Annotated in this window: 14 protein-coding genes; 7 read left to right on the top strand and 7 right to left on the bottom strand. The window is 64.8% G+C overall.

Annotation, left to right across the window (positions count from 1 at the left end):
- Window positions 1–121: 121 nt before the first annotated feature.
- Entirely contained in the window at window positions 122–958 is an 837-nt protein-coding gene (locus AB4074_RS06575) for a DUF1684 domain-containing protein (protein WP_441412651.1), read from the bottom strand.
- A 290-nt stretch (window positions 959–1,248) separates the two neighbouring features.
- Between AB4074_RS06575 and ppc the strand changes: the two genes are divergently transcribed.
- Both ppc and AB4074_RS06585 read left to right on the top strand, forming a co-directional pair.
- Window positions 1,249–4,047 (top strand): phosphoenolpyruvate carboxylase, encoded by a 2,799-nt coding sequence (ppc, locus tag AB4074_RS06580; RefSeq protein WP_441412652.1) that lies wholly within the window; start codon window positions 1,249–1,251, stop codon window positions 4,045–4,047.
- 124 nt (window positions 4,048–4,171) lie between these two features.
- A complete protein-coding gene (locus AB4074_RS06585; RefSeq protein WP_441412653.1) occupies window positions 4,172–4,477 on the top strand; it encodes a hypothetical protein in 306 nt (101 codons plus the stop codon).
- Between the two features lie 19 nt (window positions 4,478–4,496).
- On the opposite strand, the gene AB4074_RS06590 is transcribed toward AB4074_RS06585, so the two are convergent.
- On the bottom strand, window positions 4,497–5,120 hold the full coding sequence (locus AB4074_RS06590) for a DedA family protein (protein ID WP_437772306.1): 624 nt from the start codon (window positions 5,118–5,120) through the stop codon (window positions 4,497–4,499).
- Window positions 5,121–5,177: 57 nt separating this feature from the next.
- Between AB4074_RS06590 and AB4074_RS06595 the strand changes: the two genes are divergently transcribed.
- Window positions 5,178–5,705 (top strand): O-acetyl-ADP-ribose deacetylase, encoded by a 528-nt coding sequence (locus tag AB4074_RS06595; RefSeq protein WP_441412654.1) that lies wholly within the window; start codon window positions 5,178–5,180, stop codon window positions 5,703–5,705.
- Window positions 5,706–5,766: 61 nt separating this feature from the next.
- On the opposite strand, the gene AB4074_RS06600 is transcribed toward AB4074_RS06595, so the two are convergent.
- The 3 genes from AB4074_RS06600 to AB4074_RS06610 all read right to left on the bottom strand — a co-directional run bounded on the left by AB4074_RS06600 (window position 5,767) and on the right by AB4074_RS06610 (window position 9,326).
- Window positions 5,767–6,207 (bottom strand): SRPBCC family protein, encoded by a 441-nt coding sequence (locus tag AB4074_RS06600; RefSeq protein ID WP_441412655.1) that lies wholly within the window; start codon window positions 6,205–6,207, stop codon window positions 5,767–5,769.
- Window positions 6,208–6,727: 520 nt separating this feature from the next.
- Entirely contained in the window at window positions 6,728–7,660 is a 933-nt protein-coding gene (locus tag AB4074_RS06605; RefSeq protein WP_441412777.1) for an RluA family pseudouridine synthase, read from the bottom strand.
- Window positions 7,661–7,691: 31 nt separating this feature from the next.
- Window positions 7,692–9,326 (bottom strand): alkaline phosphatase family protein, encoded by a 1,635-nt coding sequence (locus AB4074_RS06610; protein WP_441412656.1) that lies wholly within the window; start codon window positions 9,324–9,326, stop codon window positions 7,692–7,694.
- Between the two features lie 263 nt (window positions 9,327–9,589).
- On the opposite strand from AB4074_RS06610, the gene AB4074_RS06615 reads away from it, so the two are divergent.
- Both AB4074_RS06615 and AB4074_RS06620 read left to right on the top strand, forming a co-directional pair.
- On the top strand, window positions 9,590–10,222 hold the full coding sequence (locus AB4074_RS06615) for an ArsR/SmtB family transcription factor (protein ID WP_441412657.1): 633 nt from the start codon (window positions 9,590–9,592) through the stop codon (window positions 10,220–10,222).
- On the top strand, window positions 10,215–10,907 hold the full coding sequence (locus tag AB4074_RS06620; RefSeq protein WP_441412658.1) for an SRPBCC family protein: 693 nt from the start codon (window positions 10,215–10,217) through the stop codon (window positions 10,905–10,907). Before AB4074_RS06615 ends, AB4074_RS06620 begins: the two co-directional genes overlap by 8 nt.
- 69 nt (window positions 10,908–10,976) lie before the next feature.
- Here AB4074_RS06620 and AB4074_RS06625 read toward each other — a convergent pair whose 3' ends face one another.
- Window positions 10,977–11,579: a TetR-like C-terminal domain-containing protein gene (locus AB4074_RS06625; RefSeq protein ID WP_441412659.1), complete on the bottom strand. Its 603-nt coding sequence runs from the start codon at window positions 11,577–11,579 to the stop codon at window positions 10,977–10,979.
- A gap of 92 nt (window positions 11,580–11,671) precedes the next feature.
- Between AB4074_RS06625 and AB4074_RS06630 the strand changes: the two genes are divergently transcribed.
- A complete protein-coding gene (locus AB4074_RS06630) occupies window positions 11,672–12,160 on the top strand; it encodes a DUF4188 domain-containing protein (protein ID WP_441412660.1) in 489 nt (162 codons plus the stop codon).
- Between the two features lie 71 nt (window positions 12,161–12,231).
- On the opposite strand, the gene yczR is transcribed toward AB4074_RS06630, so the two are convergent.
- Window positions 12,232–13,692: a MocR-like transcription factor YczR gene (yczR, locus tag AB4074_RS06635; protein ID WP_441412661.1), complete on the bottom strand. Its 1,461-nt coding sequence runs from the start codon at window positions 13,690–13,692 to the stop codon at window positions 12,232–12,234.
- A 60-nt stretch (window positions 13,693–13,752) separates the two neighbouring features.
- Between yczR and yczE the strand changes: the two genes are divergently transcribed.
- Window positions 13,753–14,373 (top strand): membrane protein YczE, encoded by a 621-nt coding sequence (gene yczE / locus AB4074_RS06640; protein ID WP_441412662.1) that lies wholly within the window; start codon window positions 13,753–13,755, stop codon window positions 14,371–14,373.
- Window positions 14,374–14,432 lie beyond the last annotated feature (59 nt).

The raw sequence follows: 14,432 nt of genomic DNA on the forward strand, positions 1-14,432 counted from the left end.
TGGGGCGGGGTTGCTGACGTCAGTGTCGTTCCAGGAGCGGTTGGTAAGCGCTTTCCAAGAAGAGTGTACCTTGACTTGTGGGAGATGTAACGCCCTTGGGTTACTATGTTTGGGGCGATGTTTAGACGATCCGGCCGGCCGGTAGCTTTTCCCCCGCCTCGACCGCCACGTCGATCGAGTTTCCTGACACCGGCATAGGGCACGTGCCATACGGGGTGAAGGCGCTGGGGTAGTTGATGGCGCGGTTGAAGTCCAGGACTACGGAGCCGTCAGGCCGGGGGCGCGAGACGGCGAGCTTGCGCCATTCGTCCGTGGTGTTGCCGTTCGTTTCGTCGTGGAAAGTGACAGTGAGGGCTCCGAGCTTCTCGGCCTCGGCGTGCAGCCGGATCTCGTGGGGAAGGCCTGGCGCCCGGAAAACGACTTCGCCGACGGATCGATGCACTCCGTCCACCAAAGGGTTGGCTGTTCCGATGGGTACATCCACCGGCTCCGGGTAGGCCTCGAAGCGGCCTCCAAGCACCCAGTCCGGGTTGTAGTCATAGGTGGGAACGGCATCGAACTCTGTCAGTACGGGCGAGGAGTTGTCCCTGGTGCGGATGGCGTACTTGTCCGCACGCATGGCCAGTTCCACCACCACTTCCGTGCCATCCGCTCCGCCGAACTGCACCCACATGAGCGATTCCTCGTCCTGCAGGGTGGCCGAAATCGTGCCGTCCACGGGAGCTCCCGTCTCCACGAGCGAGAGTCCATCGGCCGCGCCCGCGGTGAGTGTCGCCGTCGTGCCGTCCGTTGACCAAAGCCCCGGGACGAGCTCGACGGCGGCGGGCGCGGATTCGAGCCACTGGAAGGAGGTGAGGGTGAGCCAGCCGTGGTCCGCGGCGAGTGCGGCGTTGCGGCCGTTGCGGAAACGCTGCCAGCGTTCCAGCTGGGCGTTGCTTGGGGGGGCTGTTGCGCTCATGGTTCCTCCAGCGGCTCGGGATCTGTCGTTGGCTTAACCATGCACTGGTCACCACCAATCCCGGAACCCAACTGAGTCGCATTAGATGTCGTTCTGAGGGCTGATAACGACAACAACTGCGAGTCAGTTGGGGCAGGCAGGGCGGGGCGCGCGTGGAGCCAGCGACAACATTTGAGACGGATTGCCACCCCCGCAAGGGCTGCGGGTAAGATTCCCTAGGAATATTAGTAATCCGGCTCACAGTATCCAGCGCAGTGTACGGGCCACACCCAACGCCAGAAGGTATTTTCATGGTTGACACTGCACATCTCAGCACCGATCTTGCCGCGGAACTGCGGGCCGATGTCCGCCGAGTATCGACGCTTCTCGGGGAGTCGTTGGTCCGCCAGCATGGCCCCGAACTGCTCCAGCTCGTCGAGCAGGTTCGCCTGCTCACCAAGGAATCCAAGGAAGCCGCCCGCGGCGGCGCTGACGCCACGGGTCCGTGGAGCGCGCACGACGTCGTCGCCCAGGTCCGGGAGTTGCTCGCCTCATTGCCCCTCGAGGAAGCCACCGAGCTGGTGCGCGCCTTCGCGTTCTACTTCCACCTCGCCAACGCCGCCGAGCAGGTGCACCGCGTCCGCGGACTGCGCACCCGCCAGGAAAAGGACGGCTGGTTGGCCAAAGCCGTGTCCGAAATCGCCGACGAAGCCGGAACCCAGGCGCTGCAGGATGTGGTCAATGAGCTGGACGTTCGTCCGATTTTCACCGCGCATCCCACCGAAGCCTCGCGCCGTTCGGTGCTGGACAAGATCCGCAAGCTCTCGGACGTCCTGGCCGAATCTACTCTTGAGGGAACGTCCGCCCGCAAGCGGCAGGACCGCCAGCTCGCCGAGATCATCGACCAGATGTGGCAGACCGACGAACTGCGCCAAGTCCGGCCCACACCCGTGGACGAGGCCCGCAACGCCATTTACTACTTGAGCAGCATCCTGACCGACGCCATGCCGGAGATGCTCACGGATCTTTCCGAGCTGCTGGGCGAGCACGGCGTCGTCCTGCCCGCGCACACCGCCCCCATCCGCTTCGGTTCCTGGATCGGCGGAGACCGCGACGGCAACCCGAACGTCACCGCTTCCGTCACGCGGGAGATCCTGCAACTGCAGAACCAGCACGCCGTGCGGATCAGCATCTCGATGATCGACGAACTGATTTCCGTCCTCTCCAACTCCACCGCGTTGGTGGACGCGGAAGAAGTACTGCTGGACTCGATCGACGTCGACCTCAGGAACCTGCCCGGACTGGACAAGCGCATCCTTGAGCTGAACGCCCAGGAGCCCTACCGGCTCAAGCTGACGTGCATCAAGGCCAAGCTCATCAACACAGGCCGCCGCGTGGCTGCCTCCAACCATCACGAGCCCGGCCGTGACTACGCCTCGACAGCCGAGCTGCTGGCCGAACTCGAGATGCTCGAAAACTCGCTGCGCAAGCACTCGGCCGTTCTCGTGGCCGACGGCGCCCTGGCCCGCGTCCGCCGTGCGATCGCTTCCTTCGGGCTGCACTTGGCGACCCTCGACATCCGTGAACATGCCGACTACCACCACGACGCCGTCGGGCAGCTGGTGGACCGGATCGGCGTCGGGACTCCCTATGGTGAGTTGAGCCGCGCCGAGCGTTTCGAACGGCTGAGCGCGGAGCTGGCTTCGCGCCGCCCGCTGTCCGGCCACCCCATCAAGCTCGACGGCGACGGCGACCGCACGTACGACGTCTTCCGCAGCATCCGCCACGCCCTCCAGACGTACGGGCCCGACGTCGTCGAAACCTACATCATCTCCATGACGCGCGGTGCCGACGATGTCCTGGCTGCCGCGGTGCTGGCCCGCGAAGCCGGACTGATCGACCTCTTCGGCGCGGCTCCGTATGCCAAGATCGGCTTCGCACCGCTCCTGGAGACCGTCGAGGAGCTGCGTGCCTCGGCCGAAATCGTTGACTTGCTCCTCTCCGATCCGTCTTATCGCGCGCTGGTGCGGCTGCGCGGCGATGTCCAGGAGATCATGCTGGGCTACTCGGACTCCAACAAGGAATCCGGCGTCATGACCAGCCAGTGGGAAATCCACAAGACTCAGCGGAAGCTGCGCGACGTGGCAGCCAAGCACGGCGTCAACGTCCGGTTGTTCCACGGCCGCGGCGGCTCCGTGGGCCGTGGTGGCGGCCCGACCTACGACGCCATCATGGCCCAGCCCAACGGCGTGCTCGAAGGCGCCATCAAGTTCACAGAGCAAGGCGAAGTCATCTCGGACAAGTACTCCCTTCCGGAGCTTGCCCGAGAAAACCTGGAGCTCTCGCTTGCCGCCGTGATGCAGGGGTCCGCGCTGCACCGCGACCCGCGCACCTCCGATGACGAGCGCGAACGCTACGGCCAGGTCATGGAGATCATTTCCGACGCCGCGTTTGCCCAGTATCGTTCGCTGATCGACGACCCGGACCTGCCCGCGTACTTCCTTGCCTCGACGCCGGTGGAGCAGCTCGGATCCTTGAACATCGGCTCGCGTCCCTCCAAGCGGCCCGATTCCGGTGCCGGATTGGGTGGTCTTCGAGCCATCCCATGGGTGTTCGGTTGGACCCAGTCGCGGCAGATCGTTCCGGGTTGGTTCGGCGTGGGATCGGGCCTGAAGGCGGCCCGCGAGGCAGGCAACACCTCCGAGCTTGCGGAGATGATGAAGCGCTGGCACTTCTTCCAGTCCGTGATTTCCAACGTGGAGATGACCTTGGCAAAAACGGACATGGACATCGCCGGGCACTACGTGTCTTCGCTTGTTCCGGAAGAGCTGCATCACCTCTTCAAGGCAATCCGCGCCGAGTACGAGCTCACGGTTGCCGAAGTGGAACTCCTGAGCGGGGAGACCGAGCTCCTGGAAGCCCAGCCGACGCTCAAGCGTTCCCTCGAAATCCGCGACCAATACCTCGACCCCATCAGCTACCTGCAGGTGGAGTTGCTGCGCCGCGTCCGCGAAGCCTCCATTTCCGGCGCCGAGATCGACGAACGCCTCCAGAGGGCGATGCTCATCACGGTCAACGGCGTGGCCGCCGGCCTCCGCAACACGGGATAGCCTCACCCCCCTTCCGACCCTCGCTCACATATATGGGTATTTCCCCCGACGCTCGCTCACATCATGTGAGCGGGGGTCGCGCCGGGAGGAGCGCCATCGGTGAGCGAGCGTTTAGGGTTGAGGGATGCCGTCGTTCCAGACCAAGTTGAAGATCACCGGGCTCAAGCCAGGCAATCAGCCGGAGTCGGTGATGGCCGCTGCGCTTGAGGCCTTGGAGACGCGTCATCATGTCGAATCCAATCAGCTGGACATTGTTGGCGGCGTCGCCCAGATCAGCCTCCGCTTCCTGGTGGAGCCGCGCGACTATCCAGGTGAGAACAGCGAGGCCCGCGCGTCAGCAGCCATGATGCGCGACGCCGTCGAACGCGTAGCGCTCACTGGGAACCTTTACGTTCTGCGCCGCAAGCGCGGCAAATGGTCGCCGGTTTGAGCCCGACGTCGGGACGCGCCTAAAGGTGCGGCGGCTCGCCAGGCTCGTCCACCGGCGAGCGGTCGCCCCGGCGACGCGTGACGATCACGCCCACCACGACGCCGATCAGCAGCCCCACGCCGACGCCGATCAGTGAGCTCGCCCAGAACGGAAGCTTCGTCGTCGAGCCCGTAAAGTAACCCAGCCCTGTCTGCCACGTGGCCCACAACAGCCCGCCCAGGCCAGCGCAGAGGCTGAAGCCACGGGAGGAAACCTCGGCGATCCCGGAAGCAGCCGACGCGGCAAGCCGCCCACCGGGGATGAACCGGGCGCCGATAATCGCGCCGTAGGTGGAGGATCGCCCGGCCCTGGCGATGGCCCGGTGGATCCCCTGATGGACTTTGCGGCCCCAGGCCCAGCGATCCAGGACATGCCCCAGGCGGCGCTTGAATAGTTGGAAAACGATCATGTCGCCCAGCCAAGAGGCGACAGCGGCCATCAAGCCCACCAGCCACAGGTTGACCCGGCCCTCGGCGGCCAGCGCGCCACCGGTGATCACCAGCATCTCGGACGGGATGGGCGGGAAGATCGCGTCGCCCACCACCATGGGGATGATCCAGACATAGATCGCGGCTCCCCAGCCATCGGCGGTGGTGATGTCCATGGGCACAAATTACCCCACTTTGGTGCATCCACCGGAGTGTCGTGCAAGACTGGCGCCATGCGGCTCGAAATCCTGCAAGGTGACATCACCACGCGCGACGTCGATGCGATCGTCAACGCTGCCAACTCGTCGTTGATGGGTGGCGGGGGAGTGGACGGCGCGATCCACCGCGCCGCGGGCAGGGAGCTCTTGGCCGCGTGCATGGAGGTGCGCGGGCGGTACCCGCACGGACTGCCGGTGGGCCAAGCCGTGGCCACCCCCGGGTTCAGATTGCCTGCCCGATGGGTGATCCACACCGTTGGCCCCAACCGCCACGCGGGTCAGAACGATCCGGAACTGCTCGCGTCGTGTTTCCGCGAAAGCCTGAAAGTGGCGGCGTCCCTCGGGGCGAGTTCCGTTGCGTTCCCCGCAATCAGCGCGGGTGTCTACGGCTGGGACGCGCGCGAGGTCGCCACGGTAGCGCTCGACGCCGTCAGCCGGTTCGGCGTCGAAAGCTCCAGCGGGCTGGAACTCGTCGAATTTGTGCTGTTCAGTCCCGAGACGACGGACGTGTTCCGGAGCGTGTTCGGGGATTCGGAAGGTTGAGGGAAGCCCGCGGGCTTTCGCGGGTGGCCTTTGCAGGTGGCGCGCGCTTTCGCGGGTGGCGTCAGGCGGACTGCGCCTCAAGCACGGATTTCAACTGCCCGAGCTGTCCGACTTCCGACTCCATGGTCTTGGTGATCATCGACCCCATGAGCTTCATGAAGCCCTTGGGCTGGAGATCCAAGGCAAAGCGTACGGTCGTGCTGCCGTTGTTCTCGTCCAGGGTGAAGGATCCTGTGGGGCGGGCCGGGCCGGCGACGACCTGGAAATCGAGTCGTTTGCCCGGCTGGGCTGCGATGATCTCGTAGTCTCCGGCGATCGTGCGGCCTCCGGGGCCTGCCATTGTCTGGGAGTACACGGCGCCTTTGTTGCCTGCTTCTCCACTTGCGAGGGCGACAGTCTTGACGGCCGGACGCCACAGCTTGTTGTTCAGCCCGTCCGCCAGGAAGGCATAGACGTCGTTTGCGGGGCGGTTGATCGAGACTTCGTTTTCAGCGTGGGCCATGTGGTTCCTTTTCGCGGGACCGAACACCGCCCGCGGTCGTCGGGCCGGCAGGACTGAGCATATACGCCCGGTCCCGCTGGCAACGCCGAAACGCGCCACTGTTTCCGCGCCGCGGCCAGGACACCCACCCTCGCTACCCGACGCTCGCTCACTTGTGTGGGTGTTTGACCGGACGCCCGCTCACTTGTGTGGGTGTTTGACCGGACGCCCGCTCACTTGTGTGGGTGTTTGGCCGGGACGCTCGCTCATGTATGTGGGTGTTTGGCCGGGACGCTCGCTCATGTATGTGGGTGTTTGGCCGGGACGCTCGCTCATGTATGTGGGTGTTTGGCCGGGACGCTCGCTCACTTATGCAGCCTGTTGCCCAGCGCTCCTCCGGCATGACCTCAAGGTGGACATGTTCCTCGATTTAGGTGAGCGGGGGTTTGGGGAAAGGCCGCGATATGTGAGCGAGCGTCCCGGGAAAGGCCGTGATAGGTGAGCGAGCGTCCCGGGAAAGGCCGTCATAGGTGAGCGGGCATCAGGCGGGGTGGGCTTCGCTCAGCTCAAGGCGGCTCTGGTATTCCACGGGCTGCTTGCTGATGGGGTCAACGAATCGGATGCCGCGGGCCAGCAACTGGAGCGGCTTGGAGTAGTCGTCCGGGGCTTTGTCCAGCAGTTCGGGGTAGAACGCGTCGTTCACGATTCCCAGCCCGAGCGAAGCCATGTGCACGCGGAGCTGGTGGGTCTTGCCTGTGTGGGGCTCAAGCCGGTACAGCGCTCGGCGAGCGGCGGCGCCGTCGTGAGTGCCGCCGTCGAACGTTTTCAGCAGCTCAATGCGGGTCTCCGCGTTAGGTTCACCGTCGATCACTTCGGCGAGAAGGTAGCTCCGGGATTTGGTCATGCGATTGCGCACGACGGCGGGAAAGCCTGCGGCGGGTGCCGCGGCAGAGACGCACTCGTACTCCTTCTGCACCTGCCGTTTCTCGAAGAGCACCTGGTACTTGCCGCGGGTCTCCGGGTTGGTGGAGAGGAGCAACACCCCGGCGGTCATGCGGTCGAGCCGGTGCATCGGGATGAGGTCTGGCAGGTCCAACTGGTTCCGGAGCCGGACGAGCGCGGATTCCTGGATGTACGTCCCGCCCGGGGTGGTGGGCAGGAAGTGGGGCTTGTCGACCACCAGGAGGTGCTCGTCCTGGTGCAGGATGGTGATCTCCACCGGCATCCGGGTCTCTGGCGGGAGCGTGCGGTAGTACCAAATGAAAGTGTGTTCTTCGAGGGGCGTACCGCGGTCAAGGGGTGCGCCGCCTTCGCCCACGATTTCGCCGGCGTCGAACCTGTCCTCGATGCCTTGGGGGTCGATATGGCCCCAGCGGTGCATCATGTAGTCCATCGCGGTGTCCCAAGGCCCCTCGTCCGGGAGGCGCAGACGGGTGGCGTTGACGCCGTCGCGCACTGGAAGGGGGGATTGCATCACCGGTCTATTCTACCGGGGCCGTAAACACCTAGTACGTCGTCCCGCCCGGCAGGATGACAGGTTTGATGGGTTGCTGGTTGAAGTTGAAGTCGTTCACCAAGTTGCCGAGCTGGGGGTTGTCCTCGCGGACGCCGGGCCGGGGATCTGGCCGTCCGTCGGTGGCCGGGTCGAGGCGTTGGCCATGGAGGAAGTCGTCTTCGATGAATTTGGCGTAGGCGTCGTGGCTGAGGGTCTGATGGTCGATGTTGCCTTGTTTGGCGTAGGGGCTGATGACGATGCCCGGGACCCGGAGTCCGTAGCCGTTTTGGTCCACGGTGGGCGGGGTGACGTGGTCGTAAAAACCGCCCCAGTCATCCCAGGAGAGGAAGATGGCGGTGCTGTTCCAGTCCGGGCCGGACATGACGGCATTTATCAGGCCCGTGACGTAGGCCTGCCCGGTGCTGATCAGCGCCGGCGGGTGTTCGCTGACGGCTCCCGTGGGGTCGATCCAGCTCACGGCAGGCAATGTGCCCTTTTGGGCGGCGGTGTAGAAGTTGGTGAGGGACTGGATGTTGCCTAGCTGGCCGTCCTGCTTGACGGTGTCGAAGTAGGGTAGCGGATTCCAGATGCCGGGCGTCTTCGCGTTCTGGGCTACGGGAGCGCAGGTCATGGCTGCGTCGTCTTGGCAGTCGGGCTCTGTGCCGTTGAAGACGTAGTAGGCCCAGGGCACGTTCTGTTGGTGCAGCAGGTAGGTCAGATCGGTCCAGGCGTAGTCAGGGGGAGCAAGCAATTTGGCGGCGGCCAGCAGCTTTTGTTTGAGCGCTTCGGGGAGGGTTGCTTTGTCGATGGCGGCCTGGCAACTCGTATAGGAATCCGAGCCGGCGCAGTTTTGCGCGATGAGGGTGTGCAGTTGCGCGGCCAGGTCCGGGGTGATCCCCGCTGCAGCGAGTGCGTCCTGGCAGGCCTTGTTCTGCAGGCCGGCCCGGCACTTGCCGATGAGGGTCGACTTCATCGAGGAGCCAAAGTCCGGCGGACTGCCCGGATTCTGGAGGGCATTCACGCAGGATTGCGGATCGCCCGCCCGGCTGCATTTGGCGGACCATTCCGAGACCATGTACAGGTGCTCGGGCAGGCTCCAGGAGGCGTTGGGCTCGAACATGTGGTCCTGCAACGTGAAGTCTTTCGCATACGCCCAGTAGTTGGGCAGGTCACGGGCGTCGTGGTAGCCCATCACATCGCTTTGGTTACCGCCCGCGCAGCCTGGGGCGTTCGGTGCGCAGTTGGTCGAGGCTTTCTCGGCCTGGCCAATGAAGCCGTCCATTTTCCCGCCGTTGATGTCCGCCGTGGCATTGCTCTGGCCGTGCGGGCCACCGGAGTTCCGGTCAGAGGGGTCGTAGTACGGTTTCACGCACGAGCCGTGGGCCGGATCCGGAACGCACACCGCCGGGGAACCGTTCTGCATTGGTATCCCGTCCGCTCCGGGGAACGTGCCGAAGTAGCTGTCGAACGAGCGGTTCTCCTGCATGATGACGATGACATGCTGGATCTTAGAGATCCCCGGATCCACGGCAGAGGCGCCGGACTCCCCGCCGGCCGGGCTCCCGGCCGCCACCAGTGTCCGGGACCAGGAGGAGCCGAAAAAGACGGCAGCGCCCACAAGCGCGATGACCGCGACGATCGACAAGGCAGCGAGTGCGGGACGGCGTAACGCCCAGGCCCGAATCCTCCCCTTGCGACGCCCGATTGGCCGATCGGCTCCAGACCCAGCGGGCGGACTATTGAACCTCATCTTGCACCTCAAGGACAGTGATACCCGCAGGGTACTCCTTCCCTGGGCGCTGCGGTACAGCCCGGTACGGCAGCGTCGACGCGCCCGACGGCGTCCCGCAACCTCCGACGATTAAAAAATTCTTGACAAGAAAAGTTGTCGGTGGGCAGAATAGAAGCATGTTGGACATCGAAGTGATCGAGGACCCCGCCGCGGCGGAAGCGTCGCTGGACCCGATCCGCACCCGCATTCTGCAGGAGCTTGTCGAGCCCAGTTCCGCTACCCAGCTGGCGGTGAAGGTGGGCCTGCCCCGGCAGAAAGTCAACTACCATCTCAAGGCCCTTGAGCGTCATGGGCTCGTTGAGCTTGTGGAGGAAAGGAAGAAGGGCAACGTCACCGAACGCGTTTTGCGCGCGACGGCGGCGTCGTACCTGATCTCGCCGGTGGCGCTTGCATCCGTGGCGCCGGATCCCCGACGCTTCTCGGATCGCTTTTCCGCCTTCTGGCTCCTGGCCCTCGCAGCCCGGACCGTCCAGGAGATGGGCAAGCTGATAGCGGGGGCGGCCGCGGCCAAGAAGAAGCTCGCGAGCTTCGCGATCGACGGCGAAATCACCTTCCGATCGGCGTCGGACCGCGCCGCTTTTGCCGAGGAGCTCGGCGTCGCGGTGACCCGGCTCGTGGAGAAATACCACGACGGCGGTGCTTCCGCAGCGGCGAGCGGCGCACGCAAGCACCGGCTCGTCGTCGTACTTCATCCCGCACTCAAGACAAGTACGCAGCACTCTCCAGAAAAGGAACCGGACAATGACTGACAACCGTGAATTCGAAATCGTGGCCGACACCGAACTGCCCGGCACTCCTGAACGGGTCTGGCAGGCTGTCACCAAGGACACCTCGGCCTGGATGTTTCCCACCGATGAGTGGCCGGCCGTGAAAACCGTGGACGAATACCCCAGCCACCTTGTGACCCGCATGGACGGGCCGGACGGCTGGTTCAACCAGTTGGAGCACGTACTCGAACCGCTCGACGGCGGCCGGGCCAAGCTTCACTATGTCCACAGCGGCATCTTCGCGGACAACTGGGAGGGTCAGTACGACGGCGCCAGTAAGCACACCGAGTTCTACCTGCACACCCTGGGCCAGTACCTTCAGTACTTCGACGGCAAGCCCGTGGTCTTCACCGACATCCAGGGCCCGGCGGCCTCGCAGACCCCCGACGGTTTTGTGCAACTGAAGAAGGCCCTCGGCGTGGACGGTGTTGCGCAGGGTTCAACGGTTGAGGTGGACGTCGACGGCGTCGGGCGGCTGAGTGGGGAGCTCGACTTCTCCAACCAGCACTTCCTCGGCCTGCGCACGGCCGACACCCTCTACCGCTTCTTCGGCCGCAACTCCTTCGGAGCCCCCGTGGGCATGACGGTGCACGATTTCAGCGGCAGCGGCGATTCCGAACTGACCGCGAAGGCCTGGGGCGGGTTCCTCGAGAAGGTGTACGCCTGATCCCCAGGCCCACCCAACTGACTCGCAGTTAACGTCGTTTTGAGCCCTCTGAACGACAACAACTGCGAGTCAGTTGGGCTGGGGAAGCGAATCTGGCTCAGGCTGCCAGCCGCGTGCCACAGCATCCAGCGCCGCGTGGTAGATCCCTTCCCAGTCGGTTCCGGAGTCATTCATGTTCGCCAGTTCCAGGCTCACGAGACCGTGGACCTGTCCCCAGATGGACATGGCGATCGTCGCGGCTTCGGCATCTCGAACGGTCCCCGCTTTCTGCGCGGCGGTCACGGCTTCCATGAGGGGAAGCATGGCTTCCGAGGCGACTGCCGGCGTCGGGCTGCAGTCCACATAGCTGGCAAGTGCGCCGCCAAACATGAGCCGGTATAGAGCCGGATGTTCCAGCGCCCAGGAGCGGTAGGCGAGGCCCAAGCCTCGGAGTCCACTGCTTTCGGCGAGCCGTTGCGATTCGCCGAAGGAGCGGAATCCGTCGTCGACGGCGGCCGTCAGCAACTGTGCTTTGCCACCGAAAAGCGAGTAGATCGCAGTGGTTGAGGTCTGGGCAGTCGCGGCGACGTCCCGGAGCGTGACCCGCGCGGGGCCATCCCGGTCGACGAGTTCGGCCGTTACCTGAAGAAGCCGTTGCCGCACTAGCTGGTCGTGAACGATGGGTCTTGCCATGCCTCCAAGTGTTTCATAACATTGTTTCGTAACAATGTTATGAAACTTGATGAACGGAACTTGAGCTACCGTTCCCAGACCGAAGGATTCACATGGCACAGGAAATCTTCCCAGGACGTTTCACGGCGGACACCGGGCGCGAGTCGGTGACGGTATTCCTTATCGGAATGCGGGCCAATCGGTGGTGGAAGATCGGCAAAGTGGCGCGCGTGGCATCGGCAATGCCCACCATGCTCCGCCATCTCGCAACACATCCCGAGTCCGGATTGCTCGGCTGTGAACAGTGGTTTGGGCGCACCACCATGCTGCTTAGCTATTGGGAGAGCCCCGAGCATCTCAGGCGCTTCGCGGCGGACAGGGACTCGCCGCATTTGGGGCCCTGGCGCCGTTTCATGAAGGAAGTCTCGGGAAGCGGTGACATTGGCGTCTGGCACGAAACCTACCAAGTGCCGGCGTCGGGAATTGAGGTGGTCTACAACGGCATGCCGCAGTTTGGCCTGGCCAAAGCCACCTCGCATGTCCAGGTCGGTCCGGGCACCAACACCGCCAAGCAGCGCATGGGTGCCGGGCAACCCAACTGACTCGCACTTAATGTCGTTTTGAGCCCTCAAAACGACAACAAATGCGAGTCAGTTGGGTGGCGGGTAGCGCGCTACGCGACGGCGGCGGCTTCCTTGGGTGCCTTCAAGGTCCTCCGGAGCTGCGGCGACGCGTCGATCCTGGCTTGGGCATCGCGGAGTGCCAGCACCGCCGTCTCAAGCTGGGCCGGCGCGAGCGTGTACGGGACACGCATGAAGTGCTCGAAAGCCCCGCCGACGCCGAAGCGCGGCCCTGCCGCCAGCCGCACGCCGAAGTCCGGGGCGACGACCGTGAGCGCGGTACTCGACGGCGCGGGCAACCTGCACCATGCCGTCAGCCCGCCGCGCGGACGCTCCACGTGCCAATCGGGCAGGTGCTCGGCCAGTAGTCCAAGGAGCGCTTCCCGGTTCCGCCGCAGCTCCGCAAGCCTGGCGTCCAGCGGTTCAGCGAAGGCCCGGAGCAGCCGAGCCGCAGCCAATTGCTCGACGATAGGGCCGCCCAGATCCATCGTCGTCCGCATCTGCACAAAGCGGTTGATCAGGTCCACTTCAGCGCGGATCCACCCTGTCCGGAGCCCGGCCCAATGGGATTTGCTGAGCGAACCGATGGTCACCACGGCCGGACTGAACGCCGCGAGCGGCGAGGTGCTGACATCGTCGAGGTTCAGCTCCCGCAGTGTCTCGTCCACCACCAGGACAGTGCCCGTTCCTGCCGCCTCGCGGACAAGGCGGCGGCGCTGAAGGTTGGACATTATCCGCCCAGTGGGGTTGTGGAAGTCCGGCACGAGGTAGGCCATGGCCGGACGTTGGTGGCGCATCGCCGCCACCATGCCGTCGATATCCCAGCCGCCCGACGTCGGCTCCGCTGCAGGCGGCATCGGCACCGGAACCGTGCGGGAGCCCGAAGCTCGGATTGCGTCGAGAGCGTTGGGGTAGCTGGGATGCTCCACGAGGACCTTCTGCTGCCGCCCGGCGAGGGTCTTCAAGATAATGTTCAGTGCGTGCTGGGCCCCCGAAGTCACCAGTATCTGGGCGGCCCTGGTGGGGATGCCGGCTGCCGTGTAGCGGTCCGCGATGGCTTCCCGGAGGCTCGGGAGGCCGACCGCGTCGTAGCCAAAACCGGGCAGCAACGCCGGAAGGTCAATCAACGCATCGGCGAATGCGCGGTGCACCACTTCACCCGTGGCCGGCAATGAAGCATAGGCGAGGTCAAGAATCCCATCCGGAACCGCGAGGCCGGGTCCGCTGACGGGAACCGTCCGGTGCGGAATGCCCGTCCGGCCCCGGCTGCCCTGGCCGCCGCTGAGGAACCCTTGCTCGCGCAGGCTGGCATACGCGGCGGTAACGGTGGTCCGGCTGACGCCCAACGTGACGGCAAGCGCGCGTTCACTCGGTAGCGCGACATCGAGCGGGATGCGCCCGTCCATCACCAAAAGGCGCACGACGTCGGCAAGCTCGCGATACGCGGGAGCGGCGCCAGTGTTCCACGGGCCGAGGAGACGCACCATGGCTGTGGGGTTCAGGGATCCGGGCATAAGACCAGTATTGCAAACTGGCTATGGAAAGCAATGCCAGTTTTCGGGGAGCATGGTTTCATGATGACCCGCAGAATCACCCAGCTCCTGATCGGCCTCGCAATGTATGGGATCTCCCTGGCCATGTTCATCCGGGCCGGGCTTGGCCTGGATCCCTGGGATGTGTTCCACCAGGGCGTCGCGGGAAAGATCGGGTGGAGCATCGGCACGGTCGTGGTGGTTGTCAGCTTCCTGGTCCTTCTCCTCTGGATACCGCTGCGGCAGATGCCCGGTTTCGGAACCCTCGCCAACGCCGTGCTCGTGGGTGTCTTCGCGGACATCGGCCTGGCCCTGATCCCCGCGTTCTCGCACCTGGGTGGCCAGATCGCCATGCTCGCCGGCGCCGTGGTCCTCAACGGCATCGCCTCCGCTTGCTACATCGGCGCACGCCTTGGACCGGGTGCCCGCGACGGACTCATGACGGGACTTGCCCGCCGCACGGGCTGGTCCGTGCGCTTGTCCCGGACGTTGATCGAGGTTGTCGTTCTCGGTGTGGGCTGGCTGTTGGGTGGGTCCGTCGGCGTGGGAACCGTTGTCTATGCCTTGGCCATTGGGCCGGTGGTGCAACTATTGCTACCCCTGTTCACGGTTCCGGTGAAGGCTCCCCAGCGTCCGGTGGAAGCGGTGCCGGCCGCGCCGTGACGCGGATACTCCCTGGCGTCGCGCAAACTCGTTGGTGACACCCGAATCCGGGTGTCATC

Source organism: Arthrobacter sp. 2MCAF14 (assembly GCF_052115645.1).
Lineage (GTDB): Bacteria > Actinomycetota > Actinomycetes > Actinomycetales > Micrococcaceae > Arthrobacter.